This window comes from Aurantimonas sp. DM33-3, assembly GCF_014334315.1.
GTDB classification, from domain to species: domain Bacteria; phylum Pseudomonadota; class Alphaproteobacteria; order Rhizobiales; family Rhizobiaceae; genus Aurantimonas; species Aurantimonas coralicida.
Genome location: NZ_JACSGS010000019.1, coordinates 26,448 through 43,379 on the forward strand (window position 1 = coordinate 26,448; position 16,932 = coordinate 43,379).

At 67.7% G+C, this 16,932-nt stretch carries 19 protein-coding genes and 1 tRNA gene; 15 read left to right on the plus strand and 5 right to left on the minus strand.

The genetic code is table 11. From position 1 onward, the window contains the following. Positions 1 to 78: 78 nt before the first annotated feature. Both H9Q09_RS19580 and H9Q09_RS19585 read right to left on the minus strand, forming a co-directional pair. Positions 79 to 154 (minus strand) — tRNA-Ala (locus tag H9Q09_RS19580). A gap of 202 nt (positions 155 to 356) precedes the next feature. Beyond that, the gene (locus H9Q09_RS19585; RefSeq protein WP_024352251.1) at positions 357 to 806 is read right to left on the minus strand and encodes a TIGR02300 family protein; all 450 of its coding nucleotides are present in this window, start codon (positions 804 to 806) and stop codon (positions 357 to 359) included. 434 nt (positions 807 to 1,240) lie between these two features. Between H9Q09_RS19585 and aroA the strand changes: the two genes are divergently transcribed. From aroA to H9Q09_RS19610, 5 genes are all read left to right on the plus strand, one after another. Next, positions 1,241 to 2,605, plus strand: a complete 1,365-nt coding sequence (gene aroA / locus H9Q09_RS19590; RefSeq protein ID WP_187392436.1) for a 3-phosphoshikimate 1-carboxyvinyltransferase — start codon at positions 1,241 to 1,243, stop codon at positions 2,603 to 2,605. Between the two features lies 1 nt (position 2,606). Then, positions 2,607 to 3,011, plus strand: a complete 405-nt coding sequence (locus tag H9Q09_RS19595) for a hypothetical protein (RefSeq protein WP_187392437.1) — start codon at positions 2,607 to 2,609, stop codon at positions 3,009 to 3,011. A 4-nt stretch (positions 3,012 to 3,015) separates the two neighbouring features. Continuing rightward, positions 3,016 to 3,651 carry a (d)CMP kinase gene (cmk, locus tag H9Q09_RS19600; protein ID WP_230786979.1) on the plus strand — a complete coding sequence of 212 codons (636 nt, stop codon included), beginning with the start codon at positions 3,016 to 3,018 and terminating at the stop codon, positions 3,649 to 3,651. Positions 3,652 to 3,944: 293 nt separating this feature from the next. Continuing rightward, positions 3,945 to 5,645 carry a 30S ribosomal protein S1 gene (rpsA, locus tag H9Q09_RS19605; protein WP_024352247.1) on the plus strand — a complete coding sequence of 567 codons (1,701 nt, stop codon included), beginning with the start codon at positions 3,945 to 3,947 and terminating at the stop codon, positions 5,643 to 5,645. A gap of 137 nt (positions 5,646 to 5,782) precedes the next feature. Further along, complete coding sequence (locus tag H9Q09_RS19610; RefSeq protein WP_187392439.1) at positions 5,783 to 6,397, plus strand: GNAT family N-acetyltransferase; 615 nt, start codon at positions 5,783 to 5,785, stop codon at positions 6,395 to 6,397. Between the two features lie 85 nt (positions 6,398 to 6,482). Here H9Q09_RS19610 and hslV read toward each other — a convergent pair whose 3' ends face one another. Then, a complete protein-coding gene (hslV, locus tag H9Q09_RS19615) occupies positions 6,483 to 7,043 on the minus strand; it encodes an ATP-dependent protease subunit HslV (protein ID WP_024352245.1) in 561 nt (186 codons plus the stop codon). A gap of 181 nt (positions 7,044 to 7,224) precedes the next feature. Here hslV and hisB point away from each other — a divergent pair, with 181 nt between their 5' ends. The 9 genes from hisB to H9Q09_RS19660 all read left to right on the plus strand — a co-directional run bounded on the left by hisB (position 7,225) and on the right by H9Q09_RS19660 (position 13,810). Beyond that, complete coding sequence (gene hisB / locus H9Q09_RS19620) at positions 7,225 to 7,833, plus strand: imidazoleglycerol-phosphate dehydratase HisB (protein WP_024352244.1); 609 nt, start codon at positions 7,225 to 7,227, stop codon at positions 7,831 to 7,833. A gap of 22 nt (positions 7,834 to 7,855) precedes the next feature. Then, positions 7,856 to 8,350: a DUF2628 domain-containing protein gene (locus tag H9Q09_RS19625; protein ID WP_187392440.1), complete on the plus strand. Its 495-nt coding sequence runs from the start codon at positions 7,856 to 7,858 to the stop codon at positions 8,348 to 8,350. 4 nt (positions 8,351 to 8,354) lie between these two features. Next, complete coding sequence (gene hisH / locus H9Q09_RS19630; protein WP_187392441.1) at positions 8,355 to 9,008, plus strand: imidazole glycerol phosphate synthase subunit HisH; 654 nt, start codon at positions 8,355 to 8,357, stop codon at positions 9,006 to 9,008. 37 nt (positions 9,009 to 9,045) lie between these two features. Then, positions 9,046 to 9,786 carry a 1-(5-phosphoribosyl)-5-[(5-phosphoribosylamino)methylideneamino]imidazole-4-carboxamide isomerase gene (gene hisA, locus H9Q09_RS19635; protein WP_009211361.1) on the plus strand — a complete coding sequence of 247 codons (741 nt, stop codon included), beginning with the start codon at positions 9,046 to 9,048 and terminating at the stop codon, positions 9,784 to 9,786. Between the two features lie 178 nt (positions 9,787 to 9,964). Further along, positions 9,965 to 10,750, plus strand: coding sequence for an imidazole glycerol phosphate synthase subunit HisF (gene hisF, locus H9Q09_RS19640; protein ID WP_024352239.1), 786 nt, complete (start codon positions 9,965 to 9,967; stop codon positions 10,748 to 10,750). Between the two features lie 51 nt (positions 10,751 to 10,801). After that, complete coding sequence (locus H9Q09_RS19645; RefSeq protein ID WP_024352238.1) at positions 10,802 to 11,134, plus strand: phosphoribosyl-ATP diphosphatase; 333 nt, start codon at positions 10,802 to 10,804, stop codon at positions 11,132 to 11,134. Continuing rightward, complete coding sequence (gene coaA / locus H9Q09_RS19650; RefSeq protein ID WP_040326058.1) at positions 11,134 to 12,090, plus strand: type I pantothenate kinase; 957 nt, start codon at positions 11,134 to 11,136, stop codon at positions 12,088 to 12,090. Before H9Q09_RS19645 ends, coaA begins: the two co-directional genes overlap by 1 nt. A gap of 178 nt (positions 12,091 to 12,268) precedes the next feature. Next, a complete protein-coding gene (locus tag H9Q09_RS19655) occupies positions 12,269 to 12,790 on the plus strand; it encodes a co-chaperone GroES (RefSeq protein ID WP_246716246.1) in 522 nt (173 codons plus the stop codon). An 18-nt stretch (positions 12,791 to 12,808) separates the two neighbouring features. Next, a complete protein-coding gene (locus H9Q09_RS19660) occupies positions 12,809 to 13,810 on the plus strand; it encodes a hypothetical protein (RefSeq protein ID WP_187392442.1) in 1,002 nt (333 codons plus the stop codon). On the opposite strand, the gene H9Q09_RS19665 is transcribed toward H9Q09_RS19660, so the two are convergent. Continuing rightward, on the minus strand, positions 13,811 to 14,431 hold the full coding sequence (locus H9Q09_RS19665) for an alpha-ketoglutarate-dependent dioxygenase AlkB (RefSeq protein WP_187392443.1): 621 nt from the start codon (positions 14,429 to 14,431) through the stop codon (positions 13,811 to 13,813). Between the two features lie 89 nt (positions 14,432 to 14,520). After that, a complete protein-coding gene (locus tag H9Q09_RS19670; protein ID WP_024352233.1) occupies positions 14,521 to 15,231 on the minus strand; it encodes a LuxR family transcriptional regulator in 711 nt (236 codons plus the stop codon). 391 nt (positions 15,232 to 15,622) lie between these two features. Between H9Q09_RS19670 and hslU the strand changes: the two genes are divergently transcribed. After that, positions 15,623 to 16,927, plus strand: coding sequence for an ATP-dependent protease ATPase subunit HslU (gene hslU, locus H9Q09_RS19675; RefSeq protein WP_187392445.1), 1,305 nt, complete (start codon positions 15,623 to 15,625; stop codon positions 16,925 to 16,927). Positions 16,928 to 16,932 lie beyond the last annotated feature (5 nt).

The following is a 16,932-nucleotide window of genomic DNA, read 5'->3' on the forward strand; positions in this document are numbered from 1 at the left end:
ACGCAACGAGGTACGCAAAGGGACGGAGGGGTGTCTAAGACCTTGCTACGTCTGAATTTTTTTCGCTTGAACAGGAAATGGTGGAGCCAAGCGGGATCGAACCGCTGACCTCTACAATGCCATTGTAGCGCTCTCCCAGCTGAGCTATGGCCCCACGTCGCCGGTTGACCGGCGAATGTCGGAGCCCGTCTGGTGGTCGGGCTCGCGTTGTGTGGGCGGGGTTTAATCAAGCCCGCCGCGAGGGTCAAGTGGTTTTCCCTCGTCTGGATGCGATGCCGGCAAATTTTCCGGAACCGCCTGTTTTCGCACGGTCCCGCCGGCCGGTCGGCCGACGGCTATGCGCCTTGAAGACCGGATCAGTCCTCGTCGTCGTCGCGGCCGCCGCCGATGATGTCGGAGACGTCGTCGTCGTCATCCTCGTCGTCCGGCAGGTAGGCGGCGTCGTCATCGTCGTCGTCGGTGGCGTCTTCGTCGTCGGTCTCGTCGACATCCGGCTTGGCCTTGGCGGTGCCGGCGCCCTCTTCTTCCTCGACGTCGTTGAGCGACACGGTGTTGTCGGTCTGCTCGATCTCGACCGTATCGTCCTCATCCTCCTCTTCCTCGTCGGCCGCCTGCTTGGCGGCCGCCGCCTTGGCCTTCGCCTTGGCGGCGGCGGCGGAGGAGCGCGAAACCTCGACGGTCTCGAAGAAGGACAGCGGATAGGTCTTGCCGGTGAAGGGCGAGACGATCGGATCGCGGTTCAGGTCGTAGAACTTCTTCCCGGTCTCGGGATCGGTCCGCTTGGTACCAAGTTCGGGTTTCGCCATTATCGCCTCGTGATGATCGGGATGGTCGCCTGACGCGTCCAACTGGTTGATCGGGGTCCGGGTTGCATGCGGCGGTCGATGTCCGCCGATCCGCGGCCCAGGCCGGAACAGGCAGACCGGGCCGCCGAGCGCTGCGACGAAGCCGCCGGCCCCGCCGCGGCAAGCCCGTGACGCGGCCGGTATCTGGCGCTTTCGCGACGCTGTGCCGGTCCGTTGAAAATCGGTTGGTCCCATACGGCCTAGACCGGCCCTTGTCAAAGCCCGATTCGGGCGACAGAAAGGGCCGCCGTCCCGGCCGCCGATTTCCACCCCGGCAGGCGGGACGACAGGGTGGCCGCCGCGCGGCCCCGATGCCGCCGGCAGGGCCCTTCGCCCGCCGCGCCACGACGCCAGGCCACCCGTGCGGGGCCAGAGAGAACCGGGAAGAACGTCACATGCATGGAAGCGCAGCCAACCCCCGGCCGATCGCCGCTCGCCATTCGGCCGCGCTGACCGGCACGGTCACGGTTCCCGGCGACAAGTCGATCTCGCATCGCGCCTTCCTGTTCGGCGGAATCGCAGCCGGAACGACCCGCGTCACCGGGCTCCTGGAAGGCGAGGACGTGATCGCCACCGGCAATGCCATGCGCGCGATGGGCGCGCAGATCCGCAAGGAGGGCGAGACCTGGGTGGTCGAGGGCGTCGGCAATGGCTGTCTCCTGGAGCCCGAGGGCATCATCGATTTCGGCAATGCCGGCACCGGCGTGCGCCTGACCATGGGGCTGGTCGGCTCGTATGATTTCGGCGCCACCTTCGTCGGCGACGCCTCGCTCTCCAAGCGCCCGATGGGCCGGGTCCTCGACCCGCTGCGGCTGATGGGCACCCAGGTCGTGGCGCGTTCGGGCGACCGGCTGCCGCTGTCGCTGCACGGGCCGCGCGTCGCCGCGCCGATCGAATACCGGGTGCCGATGGCGTCGGCGCAGGTGAAATCTGCGGTGCTGCTCGCCGGCCTGAACGCCCCCGGCATCACCACCGTCATCGAGCCGGTGATGACCCGCGACCACACCGAGAAGATGCTGCAGGGTTTCGGCGCCGCGCTGGAAGTCGAGACCGACGCCGAGGGTGTGCGCCATATCCGGCTCGAGGGCCAGGGCGACCTCAAGGGCGTCGCCGACTTCACCGTGCCGGGCGATCCGTCCTCGGCGGGCTTCCCGGTCGTCGCCGCGCTGATCGTGCCGGGCTCCGACGTGACGGTGGAGAACGTCCTGATGAACCCGACCCGCAGCGGCCTCGTCGAGACGCTGATCGAGATGGGCGGGTCGATCGAGATCCTGAACCGGCGCGTGGCCGGCGGCGAGGATGTCGCCGATTTGCGCGTGCGCCATTCGGAACTGACGGCGGTCGAGGTGCCGGCCGAGCGCGCGCCGTCGATGATCGACGAATATCCGGTGCTGGCCATGGCCGCCGCCTTCGCCAGGGGCACCACGGTGATGCGCGGCCTCGACGAACTGCGGGTGAAGGAGAGCGACCGCCTTGCCGCCGTCGCCGCCGGGCTCGCAGCCAACGGCATCGTCCACGAGGAGGGCGCCGACTGGCTGACCGTGACCGGCAATCCGGACGGCCGCGGTCCGGACGGCGCCTATGGCGGCGGCACGGTGGCCACCCATCTCGACCACCGCATCGCCATGAGCTTCCTGGTGCTGGGCATGGCTTGCGAGCGTGCCGTCACCGTCGATGACGGCCGGATGATCGCGACCAGCTTCCCGGCGTTCCAGGCGATGATGGCCGGCCTCGGCGCCGATCTGTCCGACGGAGCATGATTTGACGGCGTTTCTGGCGCTCCTGTTCTTCTCGCCGCTGGCCTTCATCTACGGGCGTTACCGCGCCCGCCAGCTGCGGGCCGCGCCGGGAACCCTGAAGGGCCGCCTCGCTGCACTGCTTCCCATGCCGCTCTTCGTCGCCGGCTGCGTCGTCCTGGCCGTTCTCCACGCCAATGCGCCGCTCGGCACCGGCGACGCCGTGCTGGCCACCGGCAACGGCGTCATCGATTTCGTCATTGGCGCGGCCCGCAAGATCGGCGAACTGGCGCTGATCCTGTTCATGGTCGCGATCCCCTATCTCCTCGGCGCGGTGATCGCCGCCGTGCTGCTGGTTCTCGACGCCCGCGGTGTCGCCATCCTTGCCACCCCGACGCCCGAACCGGATGCGTCGGCCAATACGGATTGACCCCATGACCACCGCGCTCACCATCGCGATCGACGGGCCCGCGGCGGCCGGCAAGGGCACGCTGGCCAAGCGCGTCGCGGCGCATTACGGCCTGCCCTATCTCGACACCGGCCTGCTCTACCGGGCCGTCGGCAAGCTCGCCGACGATCGCGGCGTCGATCTCGACGATGCGGAGGCCACCGGCGCGATCGCCACCGAGCTCGACACCAGCCATCTCGACGACGGATCGCTGCGCGGCCGCGAGGCCGGCGAGCTCGCCTCGCGCGTCGCCGTGCATGGCGCGGTCCGCACGGCGCTCACCGAATTCCAGCGCAGCTTCGCCGCCCGCGCCGAGGGTGCGGTGCTGGATGGCCGCGATATCGGCACGGTGATCTGCCCGCAGGCGCGGGTGAAGATCTTCGTTACGGCTTCCGCCGAGGTGCGGGCGCGCCGGCGCACCGACGAACTCGCCGCCAAGGGCCGCGACGTCGATTACGAGCGGATTCTCGCCGAAGTGCGCGAGCGCGACGCCCGCGATGCCGGCCGTGCCATCGCGCCGCTGCGGCCGGCGCCCGATGCACACTTGCTGGACACCAGCGAATTGGGTATAGAAGCGGCGTTCCAGGCGGCCTGCGCGGTCATCGATCGCGCCCTGGCCTGACGGAACGGAGTTTGCGGGGCGGGTTCAGAACTGGACCACGTCCTTTTCTGCTATCGGCCTGCGCGTATCTGCCGGCCCTGCCCAGAGCTTCGATATCACCTGTCCGGCCGCGGTCCCGCGCGCCGCACGAATGCCGACCCGCCTAGAGGCGGTCGTCCTTCGGGCCCCTCCCCGCCGTCAACGCCGGGATGGGCCGGACCGCGATCCCGGACGTTTGCAACGTCTGACCCGGGGCCTCGCCCCACGGCGCGCTGCTCTCTCGACCAGACCGAGAGAGTCCCCAAGGAGTAGGAATGTCCAACGTATCCCCGCGCGAAGATTTCGCCTCACTGCTCGAAGCCTCGTTCCATGAGCAGGACGTCGCCGAAGGCATGGTCGTCAAGGGCACCGTCGTCGCGATCGAGAAAGACATGGCCGTCATCGACGCCGGCCTGAAGGTCGAGGGCCGCGTCGCCCTCAAGGAATTCGGCGCCAAGGGCGCAGACGGTGGTCTCCAGGTCGGCGACGTCGTCGAGATCTATGTCGAGCGCATCGAGAACGCCCTCGGCGAAGCCGTCCTGTCGCGCGACAAGGCGCGCCGCGAGGAGAGCTGGGTTCGCCTCGAGGAGAAGTTCAACAACAACGAGAAGGTCGAAGGCCAGATCTTCAACCAGGTCAAGGGCGGCTTCACGGTCGACCTCGACGGGGCCGTGGCCTTCCTGCCGCGCTCGCAGGTCGACATCCGTCCGATCCGCGACGTCGGCCCGCTGATGAACACGCCGCAGCCGTTCCAGATCCTGAAGATGGACAAGCGTCGCGGCAACATCGTCGTGTCGCGCCGGACCGTGCTCGAAGAGAGCCGTGCGGAGCAGCGTTCGGAGATCGTCCAGAACCTTGAAGAGGGTCAGGTCGTCGACGGTATCGTCAAGAACATCACCGACTACGGCGCCTTCGTCGACCTCGGTGGCATCGACGGTCTGCTGCATGTGACCGACATGGCATGGCGCCGCGTCAACCATCCGACCGAGATCCTGCAGATCGGTCAGACGGTGAAGGTCCAGATCATCCGCATCAACCAGGAGACGCATCGCATCTCGCTGGGCATGAAGCAGCTCGAGGCCGATCCCTGGGATGGCATCGGCGTCAAGTACCCGATGGGCGTCAAGGTCACCGGCCGCGTCACGAACATCACCGACTACGGTGCGTTCGTCGAGCTGGAGCCGGGCATCGAAGGCCTCATCCACGTCTCCGAGATGTCCTGGACGAAGAAGAACGTCCATCCGGGCAAGATCCTCTCCACCTCCCAGGAGGTCGAGGTCGTCGTTCTCGAGGTCGACCCGAACAAGCGCCGCATCTCGCTGGGTCTCAAGCAGACGCTCGCCAATCCGTGGGAGAGCTTCCGCGACCAGTTCCCGATCGGCACGATCGTCGAGGGCGAGGTCAAGAACAAGACCGAGTTCGGCCTGTTCATCGGTCTGGACGGCGACGTGGACGGCATGGTCCACCTGTCGGATCTCGACTGGAACCGTCCGGGCGAGCAGGTCATCGAGGAGTTCAACAAGGGCGACCTCGTCAAGGCCCAGGTGCTCGACGTCGACATCGACAAGGAGCGCATCTCGCTCGGCATGAAGCAGGTCGGCGGCGATCCGTTCGTCGAGGCGGCTGAAGCCGGTGACGTGCGCCGCGGCGCCGTGGTCACCTGCGAGGTCACGGAAGTGAAGGATGGCGGCCTGGAAGTGAAGATCGTCGATACCGATCTGACCTCCTTCATCCGTCGCTCCGACATTGCCCGCGATCGCGACGAGCAGCGCCCCGAGCGTTACTCGGTCGGCCAGAAGATCGACGCCCGCGTCACGCAGTTCGACAAGAAGGCGCGCCGCGTCGGCGTGTCGATCAAGGCACTGCAGATCGCCGAAGAGAAGGAAGCCGTCGCACAGTTCGGTTCGTCCGACTCCGGCGCATCGCTCGGCGACATCCTCGGCGCGGCCCTGAAGGGTCGTGGCGACGAAGAATAGGCCCTAGGCCCTAGGGCCTTCGCATTCCGCGCCGCCTCGGGTGGCGCGGAATGTTTCACGTGAATCATGAAGGCCCGCGGCGAAAGCTCTCCGCGGGCCTTTTCTCGTCAGCTTCTCCAGACACAGAGCGCAGCGCTATGCAGCTTCCCGACGGCTTCACCGCCATCCCACCCGGCAAGATCGCCGCTATCGCCACGGTGCTGGAGATGAGCGCGCCGCCCGCCGGGCTCGAGCCGCTGCCGGGCGAGTCGAACTGGCAGTTCCAGCGCGTCACCGAGCCCGATCCGGCCTGGTACGAGGCGCTGTATCGCCGGATCGGCGGCAATCATCTGTGGTATTCGCGGCTGGCGCTGCCCGCCGAGGAGTTGGCCGCGACGATCCGGCATCCGGATGTGGCGATCCACACGCTGGACGTGGACGGCGTGCCGCAGGGGCTGGTGGAGCTGGATTTCCGCGAGGACGGGGCCTGCGAACTGGTGTTCTTCGGCGTGACAGAGGCGCTGATCGGCACCCGCGCGGCGCGCTTCATGATGGGCCGCGCTATCGCGGCCGCCTTCGCCCGCCCGATCGGCAAGCTCTGGCTGCACACCAACACGATGGATCATCCCAAGGCGATGGCCTTCTACCGGCGCTCGGGCTTCACGCCGGTGCGCCAGATGGTGGAGGTCGCCGACGATCCGCGGCTCATCGGCCTGTTCGACCGGCAGGCCGCGCCGCATTTCCCGATGATCGGTGAGCGCGCGGCGGGCTGATCCGCGATTGCTACGCCGGCGCTGGTCGCCGGCGTGTCATGGCTGGCGGGTATGAAACAGGGGCGCCTCGCGGCGCCCCGAAATGTCACGCGGTCTCGTCGAGGCTTTCGACGACGACATTGTCGTTGGTGTAGATGCAGATCTCGCCGGCGATCTTCATGGCGCGGCGGGCGATCTCCTCGGCGTCGTAATCCGTATCCGCAAGCGCCCGTGCCGCGGCCAGGGCGTAGTTGCCGCCGGAGCCGATGGCGATGACGCCGTGTTCGGGCTCCAGCACGTCGCCATTGCCGGTGAGCGTCAGCGTCACCTGGCGGTCGGCGACGATCATCATCGCCTCCAGACGGCGCAGATAGCGGTCGGTGCGCCAGTCCTTGGCGAGCTCGACGCAGGCGCGCATGAGCTGGTCGGGATATTGCTCGAGCTTGGCCTCGAGCCGCTCCAAGAGGGTGAAGGCGTCGGCGGTCGCGCCTGCAAAGCCGGCGATGACATCGCCCTTCTTGCCGATCCGGCGCACCTTGCGGGCATTGCCCTTCATCACCGTATTGCCGAGCGACACCTGCCCGTCGCCGGCGATGACCACCTTGCCGCCCTTGCGTACGGTGACGATGGTGGTGCCGTAGATCGTGGCGGGGTCGTGGTTTTCCATGCTCATCGCACTGTCCTTTTCCATCCAGCGGGCCGCTGCGCCGTTCGAGGCCGCAGGAACCGCCGATCCGGGCCCCATGTGGGCCTTCGGGCCGGCCTTGCCAAGGAAGCGGCCTGCGAGGTGACATCTGCCATGGGGCGGTGGTAAGAGCGCCGGGACATTCCCCGCGAAGGTGACAGCGATGGGCCAGACTGCCGGGCGGCGTGATGCCGTCGTCGAGAGACAGACCAACGAGACCGCGATCCGCGTGCGCGTCGATCTCGACGGCAGCGGCCGTTCGACCATCGACACCGGCGTCGGCTTCTTCGACCACATGCTCGAACAGCTGTCGCGGCATTCGCTGATCGACATGGACATCTCGGCCAAGGGCGACCACCACATCGACGACCACCACACGGTCGAGGATACCGGCATCGCGCTTGGCCAGGCGATCCGCCAGGCCCTGGGCGAGCGCCGCGGCATCCGTCGCTACGCGTCGCTCGATCTTGCCATGGACGAGTGCCTGACCCGCGCCGCGATCGACGTGTCGGGCCGGCCGTTCCTCGTCTTCAAGGCCGAGTTCTCGCGCCACAAGATCGGCAGCTTCGACACCGAGCTGGTGCAGGAGTTCTTCCAGGCGCTGGCGCAGAATGCCGGCGTGACGCTGCATCTGACCAATCTCTACGGCAGCAATGCCCATCATGTCGCCGAGACCTGCTTCAAGGCGGTGGCACGGGTGCTGGGCGACGCCGTGGCGATCGATCCGCGCCAGGCCGACCTCGTGCCCTCCACCAAGGGCACGCTGGCGTGACCGGGCGGGCGGCGGGACGGCCATGGGCCTGAAGCGCTTCATCGCCTTCGAGCCCGGCGAGACCGCCGCCGGGGCGCGCTCCGACGGCGTGGTCTTCGTGCGCGACGGCTTCTCCTTCTGGGCGTTCCTGTTCACCGTCCTGTGGCTGTGGCGCTACCGGCTCTGGCTGGAAGGTCTCGCGACGCTGCTCGTGCTCGTCGCCATCAGCCTGTGGGGCGAGGCCAGCGGCCATTCCTTCGCGGCCTCGCTTCTCCAGCTTCTCGTCGGCCTTCTCGTCGCCCTGGAAGGCCCGAGCCTGCGGGCCTGGCGCTATCGCCGCAAGGGATGGCGCGAGAGCGCCGCCTTCCTGGCCAGCGACCGGGCCGAAGCCGAGCTGACCTATTTTTCCACGGCCGGACGGCCCGCCGATCCCGCGAGCGCCACTGCGCCGCCGTGGCCGGCGCCGGGGCCGATGGCGCGCCGACGCGGAACCTCGACCCACAGCGCCGGGTTCTTCGGTGCCATGGAGCAACGATAGACACATGCAGACCGTCGCCATCGTCGATTACGGTTCGGGCAATCTGCGCTCGGCCACCAAGGCCTTCGAGCGCGCCGCCCGCGAGAGCAATGCCAATGCCGAGATCGTCCTCACCGACGATCCGCAGGTGGTGCTGGCCGCCGACCGCATCGTCCTGCCGGGCGTCGGCGCCTATGCCGATTGCCGCGCCGGCCTCGATGCCGTCCCCGGCATGACCGAGGCGCTGCGCGAAGCCGTCGAGACCAGGGCCCGGCCCTTCCTCGGCATCTGCGTCGGCATGCAGCTGATGTCGTCCTATGGCCGCGAGAAGGCGGTCACCGAGGGCCTCGGCTGGATCCCCGGCGACGTCGTGCGGATCGAGCCGTCGGACCCGACGCTGAAGGTGCCGCAGATCGGCTGGAACACCATTCACGTGAATCACGACCACGCGCTGCTGGCCGGTATCCCCACCGAGGAAGGCGGGCTGCACGCCTATTTCGTGCATTCCTACCATCTGGTGGCGCGTAACCCGGACGACGTCGTCGCCACCGCCGATTACGGCGGGCCGGTCACGGCGATCGTCGCCAATGGCAACAAGGCCGGCACCCAGTTCCATCCGGAAAAGAGCCAGACGCTGGGGCTCGGCCTGATCGCCAACTTCCTGTCGTGGAACCCCTGATCCGGCCGCACGCGGCCGCCTGAAAGCCCTGGACGCCATGCCCATTCTCTTCCCCGCCATCGACCTCAAGGACGGCGCCTGCGTGCGCCTGAAGCTCGGCCTGATGGACCAGGCGACAGTCTACAATGCCGACCCGGCGGCCCAGGCGCGGGAGTTCCGCGACGCCGGCTTCGACCATCTGCATGTGGTGGACCTCAACGGCGCCTTTGCCGGCCGTGCGGTCAACGACGCCGCCGTCGATGCCATTCTCGCGGCGGTCGGCTCGCAGATGAAGGTGCAGCTCGGCGGTGGCATCCGCTCGATGGAGGACATCGAGCGCTGGCTGGACAAGGGTCTGGCCCGGGTCATTCTCGGCACGGTCGCCGTGCGCGATCCCGACCTCGTCCGCGCGGCAGCCCGACGGTTCCCCGGCCAGATCGCCGTCGGCATCGATGCCAAGGGCGGCAAGGTCGCCGTCGAGGGTTGGGCCGAGACCTCCGAGCTGACCGTGGTCGATCTCGCCCGCCAGTTCGAGGATGCCGGCGTGGCGGCGGTCATCTACACCGATGTCGATCGCGACGGCATCCTGACGGGCATCAACTGGGACGCCACCATCGATCTGGCCGAACAGGTCTCGATTCCCGTGATCGCGTCCGGCGGCCTCGCTTCGCTGGCCGATGTCGTGCGGCTGACCATGCCCGACGCCAAGCGCCTCGAAGGCGCGATCTCCGGCCGGGCGCTCTATGACGGCCGCATCGACCCGAAGGAAGCGCTGGACGTCCTGTCCGGCAGGGGCTGAGCCAGATGGCGAGGTGAGTTTTGTCCTTACCCTCGACGGGCTTGGAATCACGCTGGCTCTTGCCCACCTCTATCGCGGCATCGCATAAGGCGGAAAATTCGCCGTTTCCGCCCATCCGGACATTGCCCGTGCCCTCCCGCCCGATCCCCTGCCCCGCCGACGAGAAGGCCACCCGTCCATGAGCCTGAAGGCACGCATCATTCCCTGCCTCGACGTCAAGGACGGCCGGGTGGTCAAGGGCGTCAATTTCGAGGGTCTGGTCGACGCCGGCGATCCGGTGGAGGCGGCGCGGGCCTATGACAGCGCCGGGGCCGACGAGCTCTGCTTCCTCGACATCACCGCCTCGTCGGACGACCGCGACACGATCTTCGACGTCGTCGCGCGCACCGCCGAGCAGTGCTTCATGCCGGTGACCGTCGGCGGCGGCGTGCGCACGGTCGCCGACGTTCGCAAGCTGCTCCTGGCCGGTGCCGACAAGGTGTCGATCAACACCGCGGCGGTGAAGCGGCCGGAATTCGTCGCGGAAGCCGCCGACAAGTTCGGCGACCAGTGCATCGTCGTCGCCATCGACGCGCGCCGCGTGGCCGAGGAGGGCGCCGCGCCGCGCTGGGAGATCTTCACCCATGGCGGCCGCACCGCCACCGGCATCGACGCCGTCGACTTCGCCCGCCAGGTCGTGGGGCTGGGCGCAGGCGAGATCCTGCTCACCTCCATGGACAAGGACGGCACCAAGTCCGGGTTCGACATCGAGCTGACCCGGGCGGTCGCCGATGCCGTCCACGTGCCGGTGATCGCGTCGGGCGGCGTCGGCACGCTGGATCATCTCGTTGCCGGCGTGCGCGACGGCCATGCGACGGCGGTTCTGGCCGCCTCGATTTTTCACTTCGGCACTTATACGATCGCGGAAGCCAAGGCCCATATGGCCGCCGCCGGCATCCCGATGCGGCTCGACCCGCCGGACTGACCGAAGCCTCGGCGGATCCGCGCAGCGAGCGCCGGCCTACGAAAGGGCATCATGACCGATTTCACGCTTGCCGACCTGGAGACCATCGTCGCCGCCCGCGCGACCTCCGACGACGCCGGCTCCTACACCGCGTCGCTCGCGGCCAAGGGCATTGGCCATGTCGCCAAGAAGCTCGGCGAGGAAGCGACGGAGACGGTGATCGCTGCCGTCTCCCAGGATGATGCGCGGGTGACCAGCGAGGCCGCCGACCTTCTCTACCACCTGCTCGTGACGCTGCATCTGCGCCACGTGCCGGTATCGGCGGTGATGGCCGAGCTCGGCAGGCGCACGGCCCAGACCGGCCTGCAGGAAAAGGCGGGGCGGCCCGACAGTTCGGCCGGATGATGGACCAGCTCGCCCCGTCGCGTTTCTCGCCCTACCGCATCTTTCCGGCGGCCGAATGGGCGAAGTTTCGCGCCGACGCGCCGCTGACGCTGACCGCCGATGAAGTTCGCCGGCTCCGCTCGATCGGCGACCCCGTCGATCTCGACGAAGTCGCGCGGATCTACCTTGCCGTCTCGCGCCTGCTCTATGCCCATGTCGAGGCCTCGCAGCTGCTGTTCGGGCAGCGCCAGAGCTTTCTCGCCGAGGATTCGGGGCAGAAGACGCCGTTCATCATCGGCATCGCCGGCTCGGTCGCGGTCGGCAAGTCGACCACGGCGCGCGTCCTGAAGGAGCTGCTCGCCCGCTGGCCGTCCTCGCCCAAGGTGGACCTGATCACCACCGACGGGTTTCTCTACCCGAACGCGGTGCTGCAGGCCGAGGGGCTGATGCAGCGCAAGGGGTTTCCCGAGAGCTACGACATCGGCGCGATCCTGCGCTTCCTGTCGGAGATCAAGGCCGGCGTGCCGCGGGTCGAGGCGCCGGTCTATTCGCATTTCTACTACGACGTGGTGCCGGGCCAGAAGGTCACCATCGACCGGCCGGACATCCTGATCTTCGAGGGCCTGAACGTCCTGCAGGTGCGCGACATGCCGGCCGACGGCACGGCGGTGCCCTTCGTGTCGGACTTCTTCGACCATTCGATCTACATCGATGCCGACGAGGCCGACATCAAGCGCTGGTACATCGAGCGCTTCATGCGGCTGCGCGAAACGGCGTTCCGCGAGACCGGCTCGTTCTTCCACCGCTACTCGCAGATCTCGCCCGAGGAGGCGCTGACCATCGCCCAGGGCCTGTGGTCGAACATCAACGAGATCAATCTCCACGCCAATATCCTGCCGACGCGGCCGCGCGCCGACCTGATCCTGCGCAAGGGGCCGGATCACCTCATCGAGCAGGTCGCGCTGCGCAAGCTCTGAGCCGGGTGCAGGCTCGCGGCATTCGATTGGCCTGACTGCCGGCCGCGTAGCGCATCGGACGGGCGCGAAGGCCGGAACCTTGCGCATATCTTCCGTAACGTTATCCTGCATCTTTCCGCGTGCCGCCGGGCCGGCCTGTTCGCCGGTCCTCAGCAGGACGCCGATCGAGGTGGGACCGATGAAGTTCCGGCCGATAAAGTTCCGACGGCTGCAGGATCGCATCCTCGTGCGCCCCGTGGCGCCATCCGAGCAATCGTCCGGCGGCGTCCTGCCGGATAGTGCAGCGAACAAGCCGACCGAAGGCGAGATCGTCGCCGTGGGCCCCGGACGGCGGCGCAAGGGGCGGATCGCTTCGACGAACATGGCGGTGGGGGACCATGTGCTCTTCGCGCCAACGGCCGGCAGGCAGCGCAAGGTATCGGGCCAGGATCTCCTGGTCGTCCGCATGTCGGAGCTTCTCGGCGTGATGAACCGTTCCGCCCTTCCCGGCGAGCCGACCACGGGTCCGGCGCCGCCGACGCGTAAAGCCGAGCCGGATCTGGGACCGAAGGATCGCGCGCGCGGCGTTGCGGCCAAGGTGCGGCGACGGGTCCGCCCGCCCGGGCACGATCAGATGGAGCGGATGGGGCTGCCCGGTGAGCCGACGATCGGGCCGGGCCGGCCGCGGCCCGGTTCCGACGACCCCGACGATACCTTCTAATCCGCCGGGAGCCGCCGCATGGTCGCCAATCTCGCCAAGCTGGCCGATCGATCGTTCATCGTCGGCTTCCTGTTTCCGGCGCTGGTCTTCTACAGTTGCGCGCTGCTGCTGATCGTCGAACCGCTCAATCCGGCGCTCTACACGACGCTCACCGAGTCCGTGACGCTGGGCGACGTTCTCTACAATGCCCTGCTCGTCTGGACGCTGGCGATCTTCCTGATGCTCGGCAACGATCCTCTCTACAAGCTGCTCGAGGGTTATTGGCCACCGCTGTCGCGGATCGGCCCGCTGAAGGCGCGCGAACGACGAAAACTCGACGCCATCGACAGCGAGTTTGCGTCCCTGCGTGCACGGTGGATCGATGAGGGTAAGGCATCTCCCGCAAGTGATATCGCGCGCTACACCGAGCTGTTGCGGAAGCGGGTGGACCGGTACCCGGAGAAACCCGAATCCATCCTGCCGACGCGCTTCGGCAACGCCATCCGGGCCTTCGAGACCTATTCCAGCGCCGTCTACCGGGTCGATTCGATCCCGCTCTGGATTCACCTCTCGACGGTTTTCTCGGATGATTTTCGCGAGGCTGTCGAGGATGTCCGCACGGCCGTGAACTGCGCGATGAATTTTGTCTTTCTAGCGGGCCTCCTGGCCATCGGCCTGATCGTCGTCTTCGCCATGAGCTTCGACTATGCGCTGCGGATTTCGCAGGTCCGCCCGTTTCTGGGCTCCGGCGATTACGGGCTGCTTCTGGCGGCGGTCGTCAGCCTCTTCATCGCCTGGGGAAGCTATGAACTTGCCATCGATCGGGCCGTGGGATGGGGCCGCGTGGTGCGGGCCGGCTTCGACTGCTATCTGCCGGCGCTGGCAAAGCAGCTCGGATACAAGCTGCCGGACGACCCGGCGGTCCAGGGGGAGTTCTGGGAAGCCGTCAGCCGCCGGGCGATCTACAACCAGACATTTCCGCCGGAGCTGCTGGCCAAGCTGAAGCCGCCCGAAGCGGGCAAGACCGAGCCGGCGAAATGATCAGGTGCCCGCAGGGGCGGTCACGCGGCGCAGGGTCAGGTTGATCCGGCCGCCCTTCTTCAGGAGCGTCGAGGTCGCCGGGTAGATCCGGTCGACGCCGTGATAGGCCAGACGTCCCTCGCCGCCGAGCACGACCACGTCGCCCGAATGCAGCCGGATCGAGGTCGTGCGGCCGCCGCGGGTGGTCTCGCCGACACGGAACAGGCAGTCGTCGCCGAGCGAGACGGAGACGACGGGCGCCGACAGATCGGTCTCGTCCTTGTCCTGATGCAGGCCCATCTTGGCGGTGTCCTCGTAGAAATTGACGAGGCAGGCTTGCGGCGGATGATCGAAGGCGGCGAGGTCCTGCCAGATCTCCAGGAGCTTCGGGGGGATCTCCGGCCAGGGCGTGCCGGTCACCGGATGCGTGGGCTGGTAGCGATAGCCGGACCGGTCGGTCACCCAGCCCAGCTCGCCGCAATTGGTCATGCGCACCGACAGGGGCTTTCCGGTCCGCGGCATTTCCGGCCGGTACAGCGGCGCGGCGGCCACCACCTCGCGCACCGAATCGACCAGCGCGACCTGTTCGCCGCGGGAGAGATGGCCCGGAATGTGCCGGACGCCTTTGGGCAGGACGTTCATGGGCGGTCATCTAGAGCAGCGTCGAGGATTCCTAGCGCCTACGCGCGAACGGACCCTGGACGAGCGCAGCTAACGCGCTGCAGGCCGCTTCAGGACAGGTAACCGAGCTGAGCGGCGAGGGCGACAGCGTGGGTGCGGTTGGAGGCGTCGAGCTTGCGCTGGGCGGCCGTCAGATATTGCGAGATGGTGTATTCGGACAGGCTCAGGATGATGCCGATCTCGGATGACGTCTTGCCGAGCATGGCGAGCTTCAGGCAGTCGCGCTCGCGCACCGACAGGGGATTGTTGCGCCGGTTCTCCTCGAAGCGCGCCGCCGCCAGCATGCCGAACAGGGCAAAGGCGAAGAGATGCAGCTCGCGGATCGCCTCCGCCGGGAGGGCGCAGCTGCGTCCGGCGAAGGACAGGGCGCCGTTGAAGGCGGTGAGCCCGTGCACCGGGAAGAAGGCGCCGGCGAGATATTCCGCCTCCAGCAGCATGCGGGCGGCCGGCGACGGATCGGGCTCGTCGGCGCCATAGAGCGTGTCGATGTCCCAGACGAAGGGCATGGGATCGGTCTTCAGGGCGCCGACGACCAGCTTGGAGCGGTGCAGACCGAGCTGTTCATAGGCCTGGCCGAAGCTCTCCGACCAGTTGGACAGGAGGAGCCGCGTCGCCGTCCCGCCGTCGTCGGTCGAGGGGACCGACAGGACCGCGGCATGGGAGAAGCCGAAATCCGTCGCCACGTCGCCGAGAAGCTGGGTCAGCGCGATCTCGTCCCAGGGCGGGGCGAGCCGGTTGAGACGGTCGAGCGCGCCGCTCATGGGGGCGCCCGGCACGGCTGCGCCGACATCTGCCTGGCCGCTTGCGCCGGGCAGTCTGTCGCTCAGGGCCGGGGCGCCCGCGGGGGCGCTCGTCGAACCGTTCGAAGATGGCATGATGGCACAGCCTCTCGCGATCTCTGAGGTCCGCCTCGCGCGCCTCGCCGCGAATCGGACAAGGCTCATACTGGCCCCTCCGGGCCGAGGATTGAAGTCTTGACATGACGATCGGATGGTTTGCGTTTCCGGCTGCTGCGAGCGACCCGTCGCCAAGGGTGGCAGGATGGCGCCGCCACCCCCATCTAGCGGCGAGTTGCCATGGTGGCCGGCCCGGCCGACCCCCATCGATGCCAGCGTGTGTCGGCGCGGCCCGCCGGCCTGGAAAGAGATATCCATGACAGATTTTTCCCCCCGCGAGATCGTCTCCGAGCTCGACCGCCACATCATCGGCCAGAAGGACGCCAAGCGCGCCGTCGCCGTCGCGCTGCGCAATCGCTGGCGGCGCCAGCAGCTGGAGGGGAGCCTGCGCGAAGAGGTGATGCCCAAGAACATCCTGATGATCGGACCCACCGGCGTCGGCAAGACCGAGATCTCGCGCCGCCTGGCGCGGCTCGCCGGCGCGCCCTTCATCAAGGTCGAGGCCACCAAGTTCACCGAGGTCGGCTATGTCGGCCGCGACGTCGAGCAGATCATCCGCGATCTCGTCGAGATCGGCATCGGGCTGGTGCGCGAGAAGAAGCGCGAAGAGGTGAAGGCCAAGGCGCATCAGGGCGCCGAGGACCGGGTTCTCGACGCCCTGGTCGGCAAGACCGCCTCACCGGCGACGCGCGATTCCTTCCGCAAGAAGCTGCGCGCCGGCGAGCTCGACGACAAGGAGATCGACGTCGAGATCTCCGACACGTCCAACCCGATGGGCGGCATGGACATTCCCGGCATGCCGGGCGCCAATATCGGCGTCCTCAACCTGTCGGAGATGTTCGGCAAGATGGGCCAGCGCACCAAGCAGCGCCGGACGTCGGTGCGCGAGAGCTACGATCTGCTGATCGGCGAGGAATCCGACAAGCTGCTGGATCAGGAACAGCTGGTGCGCGAGGCGATCTCGTCGGTCGAGAACAACGGCATCGTCTTCCTCGACGAGATCGACAAGGTCGCCAACAAGGAAGGCCAGAGCGGCGCCGGCGTCTCGCGCGAGGGCGTGCAGCGCGACCTGCTGCCGCTGGTCGAGGGCACCACGGTGGCGACCAAGCACGGCTCGGTGAAGACCGACCACATCCTGTTCATCGCCTCGGGCGCCTTCCACGTATCGAAGCCGTCGGACCTCCTGCCGGAGCTGCAGGGCCGGCTGCCGATCCGCGTCGAGCTGCGGGCGCTGACCCGGGAGGATTTCCGCCGCATCCTGACCGAGACCGAGGCCTCGCTGATCAAGCAGTATATCGCCCTGATGAAGACCGAGAATGTCGATCTGATCATCACCGACGATGCGATCGACGCGCTGGCCGACACGGCGGTGACGCTGAACGGCTCGATCGAGAATATCGGCGCGCGGCGGCTTCAGACGGTGATGGAGCGCGTCCTCGACGACATCTCCTTCGAGGCCCCGGACAAGTCCGGCGAGAGCTACACGGTCGATGCCGCCTATGTGCACAAGGCGCTGGACGGCATTGCCGGCGACACCGACCTGTCGCGCTTCATCCTCTAAGGCGC